The following is an 18,615-nucleotide window of genomic DNA, read 5'->3' as shown; positions in this document are numbered from 1 at the left end:
CCGATCCGCTGATCAATCGATCAGTCGATGGCTTCGATGTATTGCGAGGATCCCATGGCACTCGACGACGAGTTCTCCAACGCCTTCATCGCCCGCGTGGCCGGACTGCTGGACGAGTTCCACACCGGCGATCGGCTCACCCTCTCCGAGCTCTCGACTCGCACGGGTCTGCCACGCTCGTCCACTCACCGCTTGCTCACACAGCTCGTCGAGCACGGCTGGGTGAGCAAGCGCGGCAAGACCTACGCCCTCGGACGCACCCCCCTCGAATGGGGCGCGTTGGCTCGGAACCACGACCGTCTGCACCGAGCGGCCCATCCCGTCCTGCACGACCTGCATTCGGCGACGGGTCTCGTCGTGCATCTGGCCGTCCTCGAAGGTGGCGACGTGCGCTACGTCGACAAGATCGGACGTGGACCCCTCGTGCTCCCTTCGCGCATCGGCGGGCGGCAGCCGGCACATCGCACCGCCCTCGGTAAGGCCCTTCTGGCCCACACCCGACTGCACGCCTCCCTTCCTGCAACAGGATGCACGTACCCCAGTGCCCCGAGAGCAGAGCATCTGCTGTCCCGCAACGAGATCGCACATATTCGCGAGCGACGTGTCGCGCACGAGCGTGAGGAATCGGTGCCGGGTGTCGCGTGCGTGGCGGCGCCCATCGGAAACGGGCAGACGTGCGTGGGCGCACTGTCCGTGACAGGACCCGTCGACATCGTCGACACCGTCGGCCTGGCCACCCCGGTCCGGCTCGCGGCGCGGGCGGTGTGGCGTGCCCTGTCCCCGAGCGATTCTCGGCCACACCTCACCCGATCGGTGGGTCAGCGCACCAGCGCCTGACCTCCGTCCACCGGAAGCGAATGGCCCGTGATGTAGCGGGCCGCCTCGCTGCACAGGAAGACGACAGCGGGTCCGATGTCGGTCTCGGGATCGCCGAGCCGACCGAGCGGGATCGAACTCGCGTACGCGGCTGCTTCTTCCGGCTCGCGTTCCGCCCACTCCTGCATTGCTACCGAATCGGCGAGGGGCAGAATCGAATTGACGCGGATCCCGTCCGCCGCCCACTCACAGGCGGCGGTGCGGGTGAGAACCCGGATCGCTTCCTTCGCAGCGGCGTATCCGCCCGTCCCCAAGGGGTTCCACCGAATACCGGCCGCCGATCCGAGATTGACGATCGAACCACCGCCACGCAGGTACGGATGGCAGGCCCGCATCATCCGCCAGGTCGCGGTGGGCCCGGATTCCATACCTCCGCGGTACACGTCCTCGTCGAGTTCGAGGAGCGTTCCCGGCGCCGGCGACTGCGCGTTGTTCACCAGGATGGACAGTCCGCCGAACTCCTGCACCACGGCGGCGACCGTCTCCTCGACCGCCGCACCATCGGTCACGTCGCACACATACGGCACCGCGCGACCACCACGGTCGGTGATCTCCACGGCAGTCGCACCGATCGTCTCCGCGGTGCGACCCACGACAGCAACAGCGGCGCCGGCGGCGGCGAGCGCGAGTGCAATCCCCCTCCCGATACCCTGACCTGCGCCGGTCACGAGAGCTGTGGCGCCTGCCAGCGGCGTAGCGGGAACGATCGGGTCCATCCGGGACACGGCCATGCATACTCCTGAAGACGTGAAGAACATGAACCCATTGATCGGTTGATCAATGGGTGTGGCAGAATACGGTCCGAAGCAGGCCTGTACGGGCCTTACGAGAGGACGACGGTGGACCCGCAGGAGCGAAAGCGGCAGATACTCGACCGGTCGGCGGAGATCTTCGCCCGCAAGGGGGTCACCGCCACCACCATCCGCGAGATCGCGGACGCGGTCGGTGTCTATTCCGGAGCGCTCTACCACTACTTCCCGTCGAAGGAAGCGATCGTCACCGAGCTCATCCGCGAATACATCACCGACCTCAACCAACGATGCCGCGAGGTGCTGGCGCGGTCGCTACCGCCCGTCGAGCGACTCGTGGCATTCACACAGATCGCACTGGAGACCTCCGAGGACTACCACGGAGCAACCTCCATCTGGCGACGCGAAGGCGAGTACATGCGTGAGCGCGTCGTCGAGGCCGACATGGTCTCCTCGGCCGACGCCATGCAGGTCGCGTGGCGAGAAGCCATCCGCGACGGCATCGCCGAAGGCGTCTTCCGTACCGACATCGATCCCGAGACGTTCCGGGAACTGATCTACGACGCGGTCTGGCACGCCTCCCGCTGGTACCGGCCCGGTCCGGACCGTACTCTCGCCGCCCTCGCGCGCACCATCGTGTCGGTGTTCGTCGACGGTTTCCGTCGCCGCGAAGCGTGATCCGTCCCGCCGCACGCAGCGGGACGGATCATCGGATCACTCCGCCGAACCGGCGAGGTTCTCCTCGACTTCCTTGTGCCACGATTCGAGCGCACGGGAGGTATCCACTTCGAACTCGAAACGCTGGGTCATGTCCGGTGTGACGTCCTCGAGGTCGACGTAGAACTGGTTGTACCAGCGACGCAGCTGATAGACCGGGCCGTCCTCCTCGGTGAGGAGCGGATTCTCGATGCGGGACTTGTGCTTCCAGATCTCGATGTCCTGGGCGAACTGCTCCTCGAGACCGTCGGTGAACATCTTCGCCATCTCGGCGGCCTGCTCCTCGGACATACCCTCGATCTTCTTGACGATCGTGCCGAACTGCAGCACGAACGAGTTGTTCGTGACCGGGTAGTGGCAGTTGATCAGCTTCGACTCGATGGTCGTGCCCTCGGAGACCGTGTAGATCGTATCGAGCATGAAGGACGGACCGTAGTAGAAAGCGTCCGAGATGGTCTGCGCCTCCGGCAGATCCATCTGCACACCGGTCTTGATGTCGTCGCGTCCGTAGGAGCGCATGTGCTGGCCGGCGATGTGCCCGTCGAAGACGTTCTTGAAGTACTCGGGCATCTGGAAGTGCACGTAGAAGAAGTGCGCCATGTCGACGACGTTGTCGACGATCTCGCGGCAGTGCGAACCCTCGACGTGGATGGTCGTCCACGTCCAGTCGCTCCACTGACGGTCCTCGTAACCCTCGATCTCGGGGATCGCGAGTTCCGGTGTGGGTTCGCTGTTCTGCGGGCAGTGCCAGACGAACAGAACACCGTTGCGTTCCATCGTCGTCCACGCCTTGGTGCGACCGAGCTTCGGCGTGCGGCGCGCGTACGGTACGGCTTCGCAACGGCCCTGTCCGTTCCAGCGCCAGTCGTGGAACGGACAGGCGATGGTGTCGCCCTTGATCTCACCACGCGCGAGGTTCCCGCCCATGTGCCGGCAGAAGGCATCGAGCACGTGCAGCTTTCCGGCCGTATCGGCGAAGACCACCAGATCGGTGCCGAACACCTTGACCTGGTGCGTCTTTCCGTCGCGGAAGTCCTTTGCGAGGCCGATGCAGTGCCATCCGCGCGCGAAGCGGGTGGGGTTGGTACCTGGATCGATGTTGCGGATCTCGATCCGCTCCTGGGGGACGGTCATGTTTTCTCCTGCGCTGACGAGAGGTGATGGGGCTGACGAGAGTCGAAGGCGAGCGACGGTCACCGGGCTGGGGCGACCGTCTCCGTGGAAGCGAGAGGAGCGATCGTAGGATCGATCCGGTTCCCGGTCCGGATCACACCGTCGGCCACCGCCTCGTCCACGGCGCGATCGAGCGCCTCGCACCGCATCACGTAGGCACCCGGACCAGCGGTGGCGATCTCTCGGCACGACTCCCGGGCCTCGTCGGACCATTGGATGCTGGTATGAGCTGGGCTGTACTTCGCGACGAGCACACGAGCGCCGCAGGTATGACAGGCGAGCGACTGCATTGTTGCCGGTTCCCTTCCTCGGATGAGCCGAGACTAGGAACCGCGATGTGGGCGGCGACACAGCTTTTCAGCCCAGCGGGACAAACGGAGTTCTATCGAACGCCCGGCGACTTCTCGTCGCGCGGTGAAACGGGGTTCACGCGGCGTGTTACAGGGGCGAACCCCGTTTCAGCGCGTCAGCTGGGGAGTAGCCGTGGGATGCGGACACGGAAGGTAGAGCCGACACCCTTCTCGGACTCCACCTCCACCTTCCCGCCGTGCGCCGCGACCAGCGCAGCGACGATCGACAGGCCCAGACCACTCCCACCCGACGCGCGGGTGCGGGAGGCGTCGGCGCGGTAGAAGCGTTCGAAGACGCGCTCGCGGTCGTCGGGATCGAGGCCGGGGCCGGTGTCGGCGACTTCCAAGATCGCATCGGAGTCCGAGGTACCCACCCGCACCGTGACATCGGCGTCTGGTGGGGTGTGGGTCAGGGCGTTTGTGACGAGATTGCTCAACACCTGACGCAGACGGGCGTCGTCGCCGAGAACCTCGGGAGTGCCTGGGCCGTCGATGATGTCGAGGGTAACGGTCCGTTCTGGTGCGACGGCGCGCGCGTTGTGCACCGCGTCGGCGGCGACCGCGAGCAGATCCACCGGGGAACGGTCGAGCGGACGTTGTTCGTCGAGTCGCGCGAGCATCAGCAGGTCTTCGACGAGCAGGCCCATGCGGCGGGCCTCGCGTTCGATGCGGTCCATGAGCATGCCGGTGTCGGTACTCGCGCCCTGCCGGTACAACTCGGCGAAACCGCGGATGGTGGTGAGCGGAGTTCGGAGTTCGTGGCTGGCATCGGCGACGAAGCGACGCATCTTCTCCTCCGAGCGTCGCGCCGACTCCTCGGATGCTGCGGTTGCTGCGAAGGCTGATTCGATCCTGCCGAGCATGGCGTTGAAGGTCACCGACAACCGCCCGATCTCGGTTCGGGGATCGCCCTCGGGCACCCGCTCGCTGAGGTCGCCTTCAGCGATCGCGGCGGCGGTGCGCTCGACCTCGTCGAGGGGACGCAGGCTCATCCGCACGACGACACCGCCGCCCACCGCCAGTGCGACCAGCACGACCGCACCGATCACCGTCTGCAGCACGACGAGGCTGTCCACCGTCTCGTCGGCCTCGGCCAGGCTCATCCCGACGGTGGTCACGACACCCGACGCGTTCTCGGTGCTCATCACCCGCCAGTGCGGACCGTCGTTGCCCACGGATCCGACGGTGACGGGCCTACCCGTCGGATCCTCAGGCACATCCGGTGCGGTCGACTCGTCATTGACGACGAACAGCACTTGTCCGTCGGCGTCGACGACCTGCACGTAGAAGGGGCTCGGCGGTCGCCGGGAGGTGGGGGCGTCCAGCGGTGGCGTCAGTGGGGGTCGGTCGGGTCGCGCCCAGGTCCGTGCGGCCTCCTCGAGGTCCCGGTCGACGCGCGACAGCAGAGAGTTCTGCAGAGCCGAGGTGACGGCAACACCCGACGCGAGCAGACCGATGCCGGCCAGGAGCACCAGGGCGGCCACCAGCGTCCAACGGAGTGGCAGCGCCCGCAGCCGGTTCATGTGCGGGGTTCCCGCATCACGTAGCCCACCCCGCGAACGGTGTGGATGAGGGGGACGTCGCCGATGTCCACCTTGCGTCGCAGATACGACACGTACGACTCGACAACCCCGACCTCACCGCCGAAGTCGTAGTTCCACACGTGCTCGAGGATGCGGGGCTTGCTCAGCACCGTCCCGGCGTTGAGCATGAAGTACCGCAGCAGCGTGAACTCGGTCGGCGACAGCGACACGGGCTTGCCGGCCTTGAACACCTCGTGGGTGTCCTCGTCGAGTTCGAGGTCGGCGAAGGTGATGCGGGAACTGCGTTCGGTCTCGGACACCTTGCCGGCGCGGCGCAGGATCGTGCGCAGCCGGGCGATGACCTCTTCGAGGCTGAACGGTTTGGTGACGTAGTCGTCGGCGCCGAGCGTCAGGCCCGCGACCTTGTCCTCCACCGCGTCTTTCGCGGTCAGGAACAGCACGGGCGCGTCGATGCCGTCGGCGCGCAGGCGGCGCAGCAGGCCCATGCCGTCCATCCCGGGCATCATCACGTCGAGGATCACTGCGTCGGGCCGGAAGCGTCGCGCCTTGTCCAGTCCTTCGGCGCCGTTGCTCGCGGTCTCCACCTCGAAGCCCTGGAACTTCAGGCTCACGGACAGCAGTTCGACGATGCTCGGCTCGTCGTCGACGACGAGCACGCGCGCTTCGGGAATCCGGTCGGTCACGACTTCGATTGTCGCGGGTAGGGCTGGCACCGCGCTCGAGATTTCCTGGCAGGTTCCTGTGAGCTTTCCGATTGTCAGGAAGTTGCCAGGAGAACTTCACGGAACCTCGAGATCACGAGTGTGTGCTGTGGGGGTGAACAACGGCTATCAACAGACCGCGAGCAGACTGCACGCGTTCAACCGGTACGAGATCAAGTATTTCGTCGACGAGATGAAGGTGCCCGAACTACGGCGCGAGCTCGCCGCTCGGATGGACACCGATCCGTACTCCCCACACGGGGGCTATCCGGTGACGTCGCTGTACTACGACACCCCGGATCTGCGGTTCTACTGGGAGAAGATCGAGGGCCTGAAGTTCCGCCGCAAGGTACGCATGCGGCTGTACGGCGATCCGGCCGCATGCACCGACGACTCTGCCGTGCAGGTCGAGATCAAGCAGCGCGTCAACCGGGTGACCCAGAAGCGTCGCACTGCCCTCCCGTACGGCGTCGCCCTGCGATGGCTGAACGGACGCGAGGACATCGAGTGCGACGACTCGCAGCGGCCGTTCGTCGACGAGGTCTCCGGTCTCGTGGGGAATCTGGATCTGCGACCGATCGTGACCACCGGCTATCTGCGCGAGGCGTTCGTCGGACGCGACGCCGACCTCGGCCTGCGCGTGACGATCGACCACAAGGTGCACGGCCGCGACCGCGACTTCCACTTCGCGTCCGGCGCAGAGAACCGCTTCATCATCCCGCCGAAGCTGGCCGTCGTAGAGCTCAAGGCCAACGAGCGGGTGCCCTACTGGGCGACTGATTTGACGGCCCGGCTGGACATGTCGGTGATCCGGGTGTCGAAGTACTGCCAGTCGGTCGAAGCGTTCGGGCTCGCACCCAGGTCCCGTTTCGGTGCACCGGAACTGGTGTCGCCGGACGGCTCCGACGCGCGGGTACCCGCCGATCTTCTGTCCACCGAACCGATCCCGGCTCGCTGACCTTCCCTTCTCCGAAACAAGGACGGATATGAACTTCGATTTCCAAGATCTCAGTGGCACGTTCACGACCTTCGACATCGTGGTGTCGCTGGCGTTGTCGTTCGTGCTGTCGAGCGTCATTGCGTGGGTCTACCGCTACACGCACAAGAACGTCTCCTACAGCCAGTCCTACGTGCAGACGCTGGTGCTGGTCGGCATGGTCATCGCGCTCATCATGTTGGTGGTCGGATCGAACATCGCCCGGGCGTTCGCTCTCGTCGGCGCGCTCTCGGTGGTGCGATTCCGCAACGCCATCAAAGAAACTCGCGATGTCGGGTTCATCTTCCTGGTGATGGCCATCGGCATGACCACCGGTACCCGCTTCTACGTGCTCGCCATCGCGGCGACCGTCGCGATCTGCCTCGTACTGCTGATCATGAACAAGTTCAACTGGTTCACGCTCGACGTGCAGCGTCAGGTGGTCAAGGTGCAGGTGCCGCCGGAGCCGGCCTACACCAGCACCGTCGAGGACATTCTCATCAAGCACTGCAGTGAATACGAGTTGGTGTCCACCGAATCCGTCCGCGCCGGCGCCCTGGTGGAGCTGTACTACACGGCTCAGCTGAAGAAGGGCACGAGCTCGAACGACCTGATCGCTGCATTGAGCGCCGTCAATGCCGGCCAGCGGGTGAGCGTCCTGACCGGATACGACCAGACCGACCTGTGATGACGGCACCCACCCCGCGGCGCCGTCTGCGGCACCGGATACCGACCTCGCTGCGGCGGCACTGGAAACTGCCAGTGGCGTTCATCGCGTTCGTCGCGATCGTGGCCACGGCATTCGGAGCGACACGCGTGCGGCCCTACATCACAGGCGACCCGACGATCATCTCCTCGGAGATCACCCAGAACGTCGCCGGCACAGTCGATCTGTTCGACACCTCCGCCACACACGAGTTGTCGCTCGAGATCGGCGACGCCGAGTACGACGACATGATCTCCGCATACGAGAAGGACGGCGACAAGGAGTGGGTGGTCGCCGATGTGGTCATCGACGGCACCCGCATCGACGACGTGGGTGTGCGCCTGAAGGGCAACTCGACGCTGCGCGGCCTGCAGGGCGAGGGTTTCGATCAGGCGCAAGGCCCGCCCGGGATGGAGGGCACGGTTCAGGTGGATCCGGAGGATCCGACCTCGTTGCCCTTGCTGATCCGTTTCGACGAGTACGTCGACGGTCGCGCGTATCAGGGCATGACAGAACTGTCGGTGCGGCCCGGCTCGCCGGTGATCAACGAGGCGATGGCGTTGTCGCTCACCGCCGAGACCGATCAACCGACCCAGCGGTACGCGTACACGGTGTACTCGGTCAACGACAGCGCCACCGCGACGCGACTGGTGCTCGAGCATCCCGATGAGCAGTACGCCAACTCGCTGTTCGACTCCCCTGGCTATCTCTACAAGGCCGATGCGTCGTCGCGGTTCGAGTACGTCGGCGACGACCAGTCGGACTACGCCGACCAGTTCGAGGAGATCAATGCCGCCGACTCCGGGACGCTGCAACCCATCATCAGCTTCCTGAAGTGGATGGACTCGGCCGACGACGCAGAGTTCGACGCGCACCTCGCCGACTGGGTCGACGTCGAGTCCTTCGCCCGGTACGTCGCCACACAGAACCTGCTCGTCAACTTCGACGACATGGCCGGACCCGGTCAGAACTACTACCTCTGGTACGACCTCGACACGAAGAAGCTCTCGGTGGTCTCGTGGGATCTGAACATGGCCATGCAGGGTGATACTTCCGCCGGCCCGGACGACTCCATCTCCATGATGGGCGGCATGGGACCGGGCGGTCGCCCGCAGGGCATGGCGGACGCCACGCCACCGGAGGGGATGCCTCAGGCCATGCCACCTGGAATGCCTGGAGGTGAGAGTCGCGGACCAGGCGGCGGCAATACCTTGAAGACCCGTTTCCTCGAATCCGACGCCTTCACGGAGATCTACCACCGGGTGTATCAGGAGCTGTCCGAGCAGATCTACGGCAACGGTCTGGCGCTCGAGGTGCTCGACGAGGTGGCGGAGTCGGTGCCGACCTCCGACGGACTCACCGCCGAGGCGCTGCAGGAGAGCGTCGACTCGATGCGCTCCTGGATCGGGGAACGTACGCAGGCACAAGTTCAGTGGATTCAGCCCCGCTGAGCGAGGTCGGATCCACCGAAGTTACGGATACTGTCGGGCCATGACTTCCGAAGAAATCCTGCTCGTCGAGCAGCGCGATTCCGTCCGCATTCTCACCTTCAACCGCCCGGAGGCGCGGAATGCGCTGAGCTCGGCGCTCATCGATGCTCTGCGCACCGAGATCGCTGCAGCGGAGGCGGACGACGAGACGAACGTCGTGGTCCTTACCGGCACCGACCCGGCCTTCTGCGCCGGACTCGACCTGCAGGAACTCGGGGAAGGTGGAGGCAACCTGTCGCTGGTGTCCGGCGCCGACCTCCCCGTCGGTCATCCGTGGAAGCCCATCTCCAAGCCGATCATCGGCGCGGTGAACGGCGCCGCCATCACCGGTGGTCTCGAAATGGCACTCGCGTGCGACTTCCTCATCGCGTCCGAGCGCGCCCGCTTCGCCGACACCCACGCGCGAGTCGGCGTCCTGCCGGGTTGGGGACTCACCCAGCGCCTGCCCGCGGCGGTGGGTCCGGGCTTCGCGCGTCGCATAAGCCTGTCCGGCAACTTCGTGGGTGCCGAGGAGGCGCTGCGTGCGGGTCTGGTGACGCAGGTCGTCGCGCATGACGAACTGCTCGGCACGGCCGTGGAGGTCGCGCGGACGATCGCCGGCAACGACCAATCCGGTGTGCGGGCGTTGCTCGCGTCGTACCGCCGGGCCGAGGAGCATGTCGTCGAACCGGCCCTACGGGTGGAGCAGCAGACCTCGGAAGAGTGGATGCGGGAGTTCTCGCCGTCGCGGGTCGCCGAGCGACGGGCTGCGGTGATCGAACGCGGAAAGTCCCAGAACGCCGTGAATCCCAAGTCCTGAAACGCCCATGATCAAAGGGCATTTCGGTCTAGTCGGACACTTTTATCACAGAAATATAACAACTAGTGACGGCAGGTAACAGGCTTTGAGGCCTTCGCGAAGTATGGGACGGAAGTGAATTGATCTTGCGGATCTATTCACTTCCCGCGCTCGTTCGCGGGCGTGCCCATCCACAACAACATGGAGGTATTCCTATGCTGCTCGGATCTCTCGCACTGACCCTCGGTGGACTGCTCGCCGCTCTCGGCATCATTCTCTGACAGCTGGACGATCGACTCCGCGCCCGCACCACCCCCTGCGTGCGGGCGCGGTTCGGTCTATTCGGACGGATTCACTTCCGGCGTCCGGAAAACCGTGTCCTCACTACGCTTCTCGGACATCCTCTTCTCGAGTTCGTCCTTCTCGCGCTGCGCCATCTCGGGGTCGACGTCCTCACCCGGGACGGGTCCGGGATCTGTAGCCGGTGCGCCCTGACCGGGATCGGCCGCGTCGATCTCGTCGGAGCCGGTGTGCTTGATCGGGAGAAACGGTTCCATGCTTGCCATGGATACGGATTCCCGACACCGATGCGCGCAAACAACTACTCCGGCAACGGAACGTTCTGCAGTCGCAGCTGACCGCGAGCGAGGACCTTGCCGGTCGTGGTGTCGGTGATGATCACCAGCCACAGTTGCTGAGTCCTCCCCTGCTGCAACGGTTCTGCCGTGACCGACGCACGGCATCCCGTCGTCGAGCGCAGGAAGTCGGTCGAGTTGTTGACGCCGACGGCGAACTGACCGCGCTCGAGTACCGCGGCGCTTGCGCCGATGCTGCCGGCAGTTTCGACGATGGTCGCATAGAGCCCACCGTGCACGACTCCCCACGGGGTGTGATGGTCGGGGCCCAGGTCGACGTATCCGGCGACCTTCGTTCCGGTGGCTTCCTCGACGACGAAGCCGCTCGCCTCGACGAATCGGCTCGGCGGCTTCTGGCCGTAGTCCTCGATGGTCGGACGGGCCTCGGTAGTTCCGGTCATGACAACTCCTCGTTCACGCTGACTTCGATATCCACAGTTAGCCAGTGCCTAGGCTGACTGTCAAGGATTAAGTCAGCTACCCTGTGGGCATGCAGTGGCTCGACTACAGCACCGACAACTGCTCGGTCCAGCGCACGATGGACGTCATCGGCGAGAAATGGACGATGATCGTTCTCCGCGAAGTGTTCAACGGCGTGCGACGTTTCGAGCAGATGCGCCGGCACACCGGCATCTCCGACCCCGTGCTGTCCGCCCGACTGCGCACCCTCGTCGAGGCCGGGATCCTCGACACCGTCCCCTACCGCGAGGAAGGCCGCCGCACGCGCAACGAGTACCGGCTCACCGACAAGGGTCGCGATCTCTATCCGATCCTCGTCGCCCTGCTCCAGTGGGGGGACAAATACTGTGCAGATCCCGACGGCCCGTCACTGCTCATCGAACACCGCGACTGTGGCGCTCCGGTCGAAGCGGTCGTGCAATGCGCCCACGGCCACGGTCCGCTGCGGCCGAGCGAGTCGCAGACCCGGCCGGGTCCGACCGCGCGAAAACTCCCCGAGGGCACGAAAACATAACGAAGTGAATTTTCGGTCCGCGGCAGTGTTTCGCACCGAGGCGGCGGGTACTCCTCGGTCAGCGTCCCGGTGCGGACGCAGTCCGGATAACCGAACGACAGGAGGAACACATATGCACTTCGGATCTCTTGCGCTCCTCGGCGGACTGCCTGCGAAACCGGGCATCGCCCACTGAGCCAGCGCACACCGCGTCCGCATCCGTGATGGGTGCGGACGCGGTCGTATGTGCGATGAGTTTTCCGGGTGGCGCGAGTCGGTATGGTCACCGACCCCAGAAGGAGCCGACATGCCCGAATTCGTCACCCACTCGATCGACGTCCCCGGCGCGACTCTCGTCTACGACGTCCGCACCGTCCCCGGCGACGCCACCCCGCTGCTGCTCGCCGGATCCCCGATGGACGCGAGCGGCTTCACGAGCCTCGTCTCCTACCTCGACGACCGGACGGTGATCACCTACGACCCGCGCGGCACGGGCCGCGGTACGCGCACCGACACGTCGATGCAGTCCACTCCCGCTCTGCACGCCGACGACCTGCACCGGATCCTCGTCGAACTCGATCTCGGTCCCGTCGACATCTTCGCCAGCAGCGGCGGCGCAGTCAACGCGCTCGAACTCGTCTCGCGCCATCCCGAGCAGGTGCGCACGCTGGTCGCGCACGAACCGCCGATCATGGAACTGTTGCCCGATCGCATCGGGGCCGAAGCGGTGCGCGACGACATTCGCGACACCTATCAGCGCAGCGGCCTCGGACCGGCCATGGCGAAGTTCATCGCCCTGGTCAGCTACGAAGGCGAACTGACCTCCGACTATCTCGACCGGCCCGCTCCGAGCCCGTCCGAGTTCGGACTGCCCAGCGAGGACGACGGGACCCGCGACGACGTGCTGCTGGGTCAGAACTGGATGTCGTGCACGGGCTACCACCCCGATCTCGACGCTCTCGCGAACGCGTCCACGCGCATCGTCGTCGCAGGTGGTCGCGAGTCGGTACGCCAGCTGTGCGGCCGCGCCTCGGCAGCGCTCGCCGACCGGCTCGGCACAACTCCGACGCTGTTCCCCGGCGATCACGGTGGCTTCATGGGGGCCGCAGAGGGTATGTCCGGCGATCCCGGAGCTTTCGCCGCCGTGCTCCGCGACGTGCTCCAACCGAGCCGCGTGTAATCCGTCCGATTGTCGAGTTCATGGGCTACACCCAGCCCTGGTATTCGGTGCGCGACCTCGCCGAACCCGTGGGCGGAGCGATGATGCCGCGCGCCGTGGCCGCGCCTTCGTCTACATCCCGAAGAGCGGGTACGTCGGCATCGGAGTCGTCACCGTGATGTCGTTCTTCGAGAGTGCTCACAACAGGGATGGGTGACAGCAGAAGCTTTTTCGCACGATCACTCCGTGTCGCGCAGCACGTTTCTGCGTTCGACGCGGCGCCGATCGGCCAGGTGGGCGTCGCGCAGCACTTCGAGCAGACGCGGTGTGGTCCGCTCGCCGGGTTCGACGACCGCGACCCATCCCAGTGAGCCGTAGAGCGGATGAGGGATGAAGACGTCGGCCTCGGCGAAGTCGATCGTCGAGGGGTCGACGGACCGGGGTGGGTAGCCGAGCAACTCGGTGAACAGCTGCGTCCCCGCATGCACGTTCACGCGCCATCGGCCCGGCTCGTCGAGGCGTGAATCCCCATCGTTCGGATAGTTCTTCGTCACGATCGTCGCGTAGGGCTGCCGATTGGGCGGGACCTCGCCGTCCGGGGCGTAGTAGAAGAAATGGTCGCCCCACGAAATCTCGGGGAGCCCACTCCCTTCCTGTGGTGCGAGCTCGAGGACACCGCTGAAGCTTCTGATCTGCGCGAGGATCTGTTCCATGGTCATACTTCGAGTGTCATCTTGAAGTGCTTATGGAGGGTTCGAGCAGTGGAGCACACGATGACGACGGGGCGCCTGGCCGCAGCCACCGGATACTCCGTGCAGCAGGTGCGCGATCTCGAACGCCTCGGAGTGATTCCTCCCGCCGTACGAATGCCCAACGGCTATCGCAGATTCGGTCCCGAACACGTCACGGCCCTGCGTGCGTACCGCGCACTGGCTGTCGCGGTGGGTCCCGTCGAGGCGCGCAGTGTCATGCACGATGTGCAGGTCCTCCCCTACGACGAAGCACTCGCCCGTGTCGTCGAACTCCACAGTGGGCTCGCGCGGGCACGCGCCGAGAGTCTCACCGCGCTCCGCGCACTCGACACCATCGTCGACGAGGCCGCCCACGACGCGCCTCCACTACCCGGCGACGCCATGAGCATCACCGAGGTGGCGAACGCCATCGGAGTGCGATCGTCCACCCTGAGGTTCTGGGAGAAGGAGGGATTGGTCGCGCCCGAACGGATCGACCGTAACGCTGCGCGGAGCTACTCCCCCGCCGCGGCGCGGGATGCACGGATCGTTGCCGCACTACGCGCGGGTGGCTACCGCATCCCGGCGGTCCGGGCGGTGATGGCAGCGATCGGAACCGACAATGACACCGATACTGCTAGGGACGCACTCCACGAGCGCCTGCACACCATCGCAGTGCAGTCCGAAACGTTGCTGCGAGCCGGTGCAGACATCGCGAACCTGATCGAGAACCGGACTCCGCGCTCGTCTAACTCGAATCCGAAGAGTGCAACCGCCACGGCACACTCGTCACCATCACCCCGGGCTGGAACAGCAGACGACTCTTGAGTCGCAGCGCGCTCTGATTGTGGAGCAGATTCTCCCACCAGTGCCCCACGACGTATTCGGGGATGAAGACGGTCACCACGTCGCGCGGCGAGTTGCCACGCACCCGCCTGACGTAGTCGAGTACCGGTCGCGTGATCTCCCGGTACGGCGACTCCAGCACCTTCAACGGAATCGTGATGTCGCTGGCTTCCCATTCGCGCACGAGAGCGCGGGTGTCCTCCTCGTCGACGTCGACGGTGATCGCTTCGAGGGTGTCGGGGTGGGTGGCCGAGGCGTACGCGAGCGCGCGACGTGTCGGGTGGTGCAGCTTGGCCACGAGCACGATCGAATACGTGCGGCTGGGCAGCAGACCGTCCCATTTGCCGGCGTCGAGTTCGGCCGCCACGCGTCGGTAGTGGTGGTTGACGGCCCGCATCGTCACGAAGACGATCACCATGGCGAGGATCGCGATCCACGCGCCGGCGAGGAATTTCGTGATGAGCACGATGATCAGGACGGTCCCCGTCATCGCCAGACCCACACCGTTGACGACGCGCGAACGCTGCATTCTCCGGCGGTGACGCGAGTCGGTTTCGGTGGCCAACAGCCGTGTCCAGTGACGAACCATTCCGGTCTGGCTCAACGTGAAGGAGACGAACACTCCGACGATGTAGAGCTGGATGAGATGGGTGACCTCGGCGTCGAACACCCATACCAGCACGATCGCTCCGAGAGCCAGGAAGACGATGCCGTTGCTGAACGCGAGCCGATCGCCCCGGGTGCGCAGCTGGGTCGGCAGGTGTTTGTCCTGCGCGAGTACCGACGCGAGAACCGGGAACCCGTTGAATGCCGTATTCGCGGCGAGGACGAGGATCAACGCGGTCACGGCGGTGACGAGGTAGAAACCGAGCGGGAAACCGGTGAAGACCGTCTCGGCGACCTGCGCGATCAGTGTCTTCTGGTGATAGTCGGCCGGTGCCCCGCTCAACTGTGTCGCGGGATCTGCGGCGACGACGACCCCCAGTCGCTCGGCGAGGACGATGATGCCCATCAGCAGCGTGATCGCGATGGCGCCCAGCAGGAGCAGGGTGGTGGCAGCGTTGTGCGATTTCGGTTTCCGGAAGGCCGGCACCCCGTTGCTGATGGCCTCCACTCCCGTCAGGGCCGCACATCCCGACGAGAACGCGCGGGCGAGGAGGAAGGCGAAGGCCAGCCCGGCCAGGTGGGATTGTTCGGCGGGGAGTTCGTAGTGCGACGACTCGGCGCGCAGAGGGACGTCGGACACGACGAGACGCACGAAGCCCCAGACGAGCATCACCCCGACACAGAACATGAAGGCGTAGGTGGGCACGGCGAAAGCTGTTCCGGCTTCGCGGAGTCCGCGCAGATTGACCGCGGTGAGGAGTGTGATCGCGGTGATGGCGAACAGCACTTTGTGGTGTTCGACGAAGGGGACGGCCGACCCGATGTTCTGGGCGGCCGACGAGATCGACACGGCGACCGTCAGCACGTAGTCGACGATCAGCGCGCTGCCCACCGTCAGGCCGGCGATCGCACCGAGGTTCTTCGTCGCCACCTCGTAGTCGCCGCCCCCCGACGGATAGGCATGCACGTTCTGCCGGTAGCTCGCGACCACTACGACGAGGACGACGGCGACCGCGAGACCGATCCACCCGGAGAATGCGTAGGCGGACAGGCCCGCCACCGACAACACGAGGAAGATCTCCTCCGGCGCATAGGCGACGGACGACAGAGCGTCGGACGCGAAGACCGGCAGGGCTATCCGTTTCGGCAACAGCGTGTGGCCGAGCGTGTCGCTTCGCAGCGGCCTTCCCAGCAACATCCGTTTGGTGATGTTGTCACGGCCCTTGTGGATGGTTACGGCCACGACCATCGACTCCTGTCCGGCGCATACCCGCGCACGCAGAAGGGAACGGTACGCTTGTATTACCACGCTCGCCATGGGTGCAGATAGGCAAATTCACCCCGTCGATCACCCGTCGGCAACGTTGGCAGATGAAAGAATCGTGGGTAGCGTGGAGTCGTTGTTGCTCCTCGCAACAAAGCGTGCCGTGTCTCCTCCCCTTTGACACGGCACGAACGGACCCCGTCGGCCCCTCCCCTCGTTGAGCCGACGGGGTTCACTCATTGGTTCCCGTCTATGCCGCGGTTCACACGTTTTCGTACAGAACGGTCCGTTTTACGGATTTTGCGGCGATCCCGGACAGCGGCAGCAGAACTTGACTCGTCCACAGTGCGCGCGGTCGACTACTTTCTTTCACCACGCTCACGATCCGGAGAACCCTGATGACCGATTCCATCCTCGAGCTCTACGTCAACGACGGATTGTCCGACGAGGAAATCGATCAGCAGAGGGCCACCTACGGTCCGCTCACCGAGGACGTGCGCGAGCTGATCCAGCTCGCACTGCAGACGCGTGTGGATGCCGACGACGTCGCGCGGGCGCGGGAACATCTCGCAGCTGCGCGCGAGATCCTCGAACGCGACCGGGAGGACGGGCCGTACGGCACCCGGTTCAACGATTCGGGCCGATTCCGTAACTGGGGAAACGCCGCAATAGGCCTGCGCAACGCCATCGCCCCGATCGGCGACATCCACGAGGACGACGACGGCCGCGTGTGGGCGGACATCCACCTCGGTCCCGTCTACGAGGGGCCGGCCGGGCACGTGCACGGCGGGGTCTCCGCACTGCTGCTCGACCAGATCCTCGGCGACGCCGCGCGCATCTCGGGACATCCGGGAATGACGGGCACGCTCACCATCCGCTACCGCAAGCGCATTCCCCTCGGCGCTCTGCGCGTGGAGGCGAAACTCGACCGCGTCGAGGGACGTAAGGCGTTCGTCGTGGGGCACATCGCCGACCCGGAGGGGATCTGCGTGGAAGCGGAAGGCATCTTCATCGCTCCGGTGTGGATGGTTCAGCAGCGCGACTCGTTCGCGGAGATACCGAGACCCGAATAGGCTCACAACGCCCATGGTCGACCATCAGGGTTGTGAGCCTCACCCGTGTGTTGTGAACCTCCGGACGCCGGAGCCGACGATCAGGTGCTTGCTCTGATGACCGTCACCCTGCAACGCCTGAGCTGATGCTCCTGTTGCGAGGGTCACGACTTGCGACTCGGTAGGTCCGGCTCCTCCGCCAGTACAGTTGATCGATATCCGGCAGGAGCGAGAGGAGTCGACCGTGCAGAACGCCGTGTTCTACTCGCTCGTCGCGATGTGTTCGTTGTTCGCCGCGTCGACGTGGTGCCTCTCGCGCCCCCACCTGCTGTCGAGCTCGGCCGCGTTCGTGGCCTCCGGGCTCTGGGTGCTGATGAACGGACCTCTCGAGGGCCGTGTGCTGCACTCGGTGACGCCGAACCACGGACTGACCGAGGCCGACCTGCTCTCGGGAGTGGGCGTGTGCATCGCAGCCTGGGGTTTCTGGACGACGCGGAACCGTCGGCGACGGCGGCGTTCGCAGCGACCGGCGTCGTACCGCAGGCATCCCGACCGGTCCAGAGCCATGCCGACCCCCGTCTTTCCGGCGGAAAGCGACGTCGAAACGGGCCCCATCCGCCGCAAAGCAGGATGAACGTCTCGGTTCGACCCCGAGAAGATTCTCAGGTCTCGTTTCAGTATCGACTCTGGACGAGTGCCCAGCTGTCACCTAAGCTCCAAAGCGGCCACGGCGTAGGTGGCCGTGTCTCCCTAGAGTCCTCCCCGACACAGGAGATACAGCGCGAGGCCCCCGCCGGCTCCTCCCCTCGAATCGCTGGCGGGGGCCCTTCCCTGTCGGCCTCCCCGACGACAGGGGCAGATCGATGGTAATCAGGTCCCGATGTCCGATTCGTCCTGCGTTCGGACGAAACGCCGGGTAACCCTTGTGACCTTCGTCTCTGCGGCGCTGTCCACAGCATAGAGCAATCTGCTCACTCGCGTGCATAGGTCTTTCTCGAGTTCACCGAAAGATCAACTCGCAGAGTCCGTTCTGCCGCTTTCGCGCGCTTCGCACTCTTCCGTCAGGCACGATCCGCCAGCTCGGCGTGCCCGGCCTGACGAGCACAATGCGCGCAGCAGAAGACGGCATCCGCCGACTCCACGCCGTGCCCGAGGATGCGGCAGTGACAGTGGGCGCACTGCGGCGCCATCTCCTCCTCTTCCGGCGTCACGATCGGACGGTGTCTGCTTTCCTTCCGGTCGGGTACCCGGAACCGCCGGAACACACGAGCCCGCCCACACCGATTCGGTGCGGGCGGGCTCGTGGACGA

Annotated in this window: 21 protein-coding genes; 11 read left to right on the top strand and 10 right to left on the bottom strand. The window is 65.4% G+C overall.

Annotated elements, in window-relative coordinates:
• Window positions 1–54 precede the first annotated feature (54 nt).
• Entirely contained in the window at window positions 55–837 is a 783-nt protein-coding gene (locus NVV99_RS10470) for an IclR family transcriptional regulator (protein ID WP_260782841.1), read from the top strand.
• Here NVV99_RS10470 and NVV99_RS10465 read toward each other — a convergent pair.
• A complete protein-coding gene (locus NVV99_RS10465) occupies window positions 819–1,607 on the bottom strand; it encodes an SDR family NAD(P)-dependent oxidoreductase (protein ID WP_260782840.1) in 789 nt (262 codons plus the stop codon). The genes NVV99_RS10470 and NVV99_RS10465 overlap by 19 nt on opposite strands.
• Window positions 1,608–1,715: 108 nt before the next feature.
• Between NVV99_RS10465 and NVV99_RS10460 the strand changes: the two genes are divergently transcribed.
• A complete protein-coding gene (locus tag NVV99_RS10460) occupies window positions 1,716–2,303 on the top strand; it encodes a TetR/AcrR family transcriptional regulator (RefSeq protein ID WP_260782839.1) in 588 nt (195 codons plus the stop codon).
• A gap of 36 nt (window positions 2,304–2,339) precedes the next feature.
• Here NVV99_RS10460 and NVV99_RS10455 read toward each other — a convergent pair whose 3' ends face one another.
• From NVV99_RS10455 to NVV99_RS10445, 3 genes are all read right to left on the bottom strand, one after another.
• Complete coding sequence (locus tag NVV99_RS10455; protein ID WP_260782838.1) at window positions 2,340–3,476, bottom strand: aromatic ring-hydroxylating dioxygenase subunit alpha; 1,137 nt, start codon at window positions 3,474–3,476, stop codon at window positions 2,340–2,342.
• 505 nt (window positions 3,477–3,981) lie between these two features.
• Window positions 3,982–5,388, bottom strand: a complete 1,407-nt coding sequence (locus NVV99_RS10450) for a cell wall metabolism sensor histidine kinase WalK (protein ID WP_260782837.1) — start codon at window positions 5,386–5,388, stop codon at window positions 3,982–3,984.
• Window positions 5,385–6,092, bottom strand: coding sequence for a response regulator transcription factor (locus NVV99_RS10445; protein ID WP_024101966.1), 708 nt, complete (start codon window positions 6,090–6,092; stop codon window positions 5,385–5,387). Before NVV99_RS10445 ends, NVV99_RS10450 begins: the two co-directional genes overlap by 4 nt.
• Window positions 6,093–6,225: 133 nt before the next feature.
• Here NVV99_RS10445 and NVV99_RS10440 point away from each other — a divergent pair, with 133 nt between their 5' ends.
• From NVV99_RS10440 to NVV99_RS10425, 4 genes are read left to right on the top strand one after another with little or no spacing between them, the layout of a single operon-like run.
• Window positions 6,226–7,068 carry a polyphosphate polymerase domain-containing protein gene (locus NVV99_RS10440; RefSeq protein ID WP_260782876.1) on the top strand — a complete coding sequence of 281 codons (843 nt, stop codon included), beginning with the start codon at window positions 6,226–6,228 and terminating at the stop codon, window positions 7,066–7,068.
• Between the two features lie 28 nt (window positions 7,069–7,096).
• On the top strand, window positions 7,097–7,774 hold the full coding sequence (locus NVV99_RS10435) for a DUF4956 domain-containing protein (RefSeq protein ID WP_006553093.1): 678 nt from the start codon (window positions 7,097–7,099) through the stop codon (window positions 7,772–7,774).
• A complete protein-coding gene (locus NVV99_RS10430; protein ID WP_260782836.1) occupies window positions 7,774–9,243 on the top strand; it encodes a CotH kinase family protein in 1,470 nt (489 codons plus the stop codon). Before NVV99_RS10435 ends, NVV99_RS10430 begins: the two co-directional genes overlap by 1 nt.
• A gap of 40 nt (window positions 9,244–9,283) precedes the next feature.
• Entirely contained in the window at window positions 9,284–10,081 is a 798-nt protein-coding gene (locus NVV99_RS10425) for an enoyl-CoA hydratase (protein WP_260782834.1), read from the top strand.
• Between the two features lie 317 nt (window positions 10,082–10,398).
• On the opposite strand, the gene NVV99_RS10420 is transcribed toward NVV99_RS10425, so the two are convergent.
• Both NVV99_RS10420 and NVV99_RS10415 read right to left on the bottom strand, forming a co-directional pair.
• Window positions 10,399–10,617 (bottom strand): hypothetical protein, encoded by a 219-nt coding sequence (locus NVV99_RS10420; protein ID WP_138844501.1) that lies wholly within the window; start codon window positions 10,615–10,617, stop codon window positions 10,399–10,401.
• Between the two features lie 44 nt (window positions 10,618–10,661).
• A complete protein-coding gene (locus tag NVV99_RS10415) occupies window positions 10,662–11,096 on the bottom strand; it encodes a PaaI family thioesterase (RefSeq protein WP_006553096.1) in 435 nt (144 codons plus the stop codon).
• Between the two features lie 89 nt (window positions 11,097–11,185).
• Between NVV99_RS10415 and NVV99_RS10410 the strand changes: the two genes are divergently transcribed.
• Window positions 11,186–11,668, top strand: a complete 483-nt coding sequence (locus NVV99_RS10410; RefSeq protein ID WP_024101971.1) for a helix-turn-helix domain-containing protein — start codon at window positions 11,186–11,188, stop codon at window positions 11,666–11,668.
• Between the two features lie 286 nt (window positions 11,669–11,954).
• The gene (locus tag NVV99_RS10405) at window positions 11,955–12,827 is read left to right on the top strand and encodes an alpha/beta fold hydrolase (RefSeq protein WP_260782833.1); all 873 of its coding nucleotides are present in this window, start codon (window positions 11,955–11,957) and stop codon (window positions 12,825–12,827) included.
• A gap of 25 nt (window positions 12,828–12,852) precedes the next feature.
• Here NVV99_RS10405 and NVV99_RS10400 read toward each other — a convergent pair whose 3' ends face one another.
• Together NVV99_RS10400 and NVV99_RS10395 are read right to left on the bottom strand one after the other, a co-directional pair.
• Window positions 12,853–13,008, bottom strand: a complete 156-nt coding sequence (locus NVV99_RS10400; RefSeq protein WP_198040568.1) for a hypothetical protein — start codon at window positions 13,006–13,008, stop codon at window positions 12,853–12,855.
• A gap of 37 nt (window positions 13,009–13,045) precedes the next feature.
• Entirely contained in the window at window positions 13,046–13,525 is a 480-nt protein-coding gene (locus tag NVV99_RS10395) for a DUF6194 family protein (RefSeq protein ID WP_260782832.1), read from the bottom strand.
• Between the two features lie 54 nt (window positions 13,526–13,579).
• On the opposite strand from NVV99_RS10395, the gene NVV99_RS10390 reads away from it, so the two are divergent.
• Window positions 13,580–14,365: a MerR family transcriptional regulator gene (locus NVV99_RS10390; RefSeq protein WP_260782831.1), complete on the top strand. Its 786-nt coding sequence runs from the start codon at window positions 13,580–13,582 to the stop codon at window positions 14,363–14,365.
• Here NVV99_RS10390 and NVV99_RS10385 read toward each other — a convergent pair.
• Entirely contained in the window at window positions 14,286–16,238 is a 1,953-nt protein-coding gene (locus tag NVV99_RS10385) for an APC family permease (RefSeq protein WP_024101977.1), read from the bottom strand. The two genes, NVV99_RS10390 and NVV99_RS10385, sit on opposite strands and share 80 nt — an antisense overlap.
• Before the next feature lie 413 nt (window positions 16,239–16,651).
• On the opposite strand from NVV99_RS10385, the gene NVV99_RS10380 reads away from it, so the two are divergent.
• Both NVV99_RS10380 and NVV99_RS10375 read left to right on the top strand, forming a co-directional pair.
• On the top strand, window positions 16,652–17,326 hold the full coding sequence (locus NVV99_RS10380; protein ID WP_041803454.1) for a PaaI family thioesterase: 675 nt from the start codon (window positions 16,652–16,654) through the stop codon (window positions 17,324–17,326).
• 223 nt (window positions 17,327–17,549) lie between these two features.
• Window positions 17,550–17,939 carry a hypothetical protein gene (locus NVV99_RS10375; protein ID WP_024101979.1) on the top strand — a complete coding sequence of 130 codons (390 nt, stop codon included), beginning with the start codon at window positions 17,550–17,552 and terminating at the stop codon, window positions 17,937–17,939.
• Between the two features lie 427 nt (window positions 17,940–18,366).
• Here NVV99_RS10375 and NVV99_RS10370 read toward each other — a convergent pair whose 3' ends face one another.
• Window positions 18,367–18,516 carry a hypothetical protein gene (locus NVV99_RS10370; protein ID WP_006553103.1) on the bottom strand — a complete coding sequence of 50 codons (150 nt, stop codon included), beginning with the start codon at window positions 18,514–18,516 and terminating at the stop codon, window positions 18,367–18,369.
• Window positions 18,517–18,615 lie beyond the last annotated feature (99 nt).

This window comes from Rhodococcus sp. PAE-6 (assembly GCF_025290685.1).
Lineage (GTDB): Bacteria > Actinomycetota > Actinomycetes > Mycobacteriales > Mycobacteriaceae > Rhodococcus > Rhodococcus pyridinivorans.
Note: the sequence above shows the minus strand (reverse complement) of the source record. Positions and strands in the feature narration are given on the sequence as shown.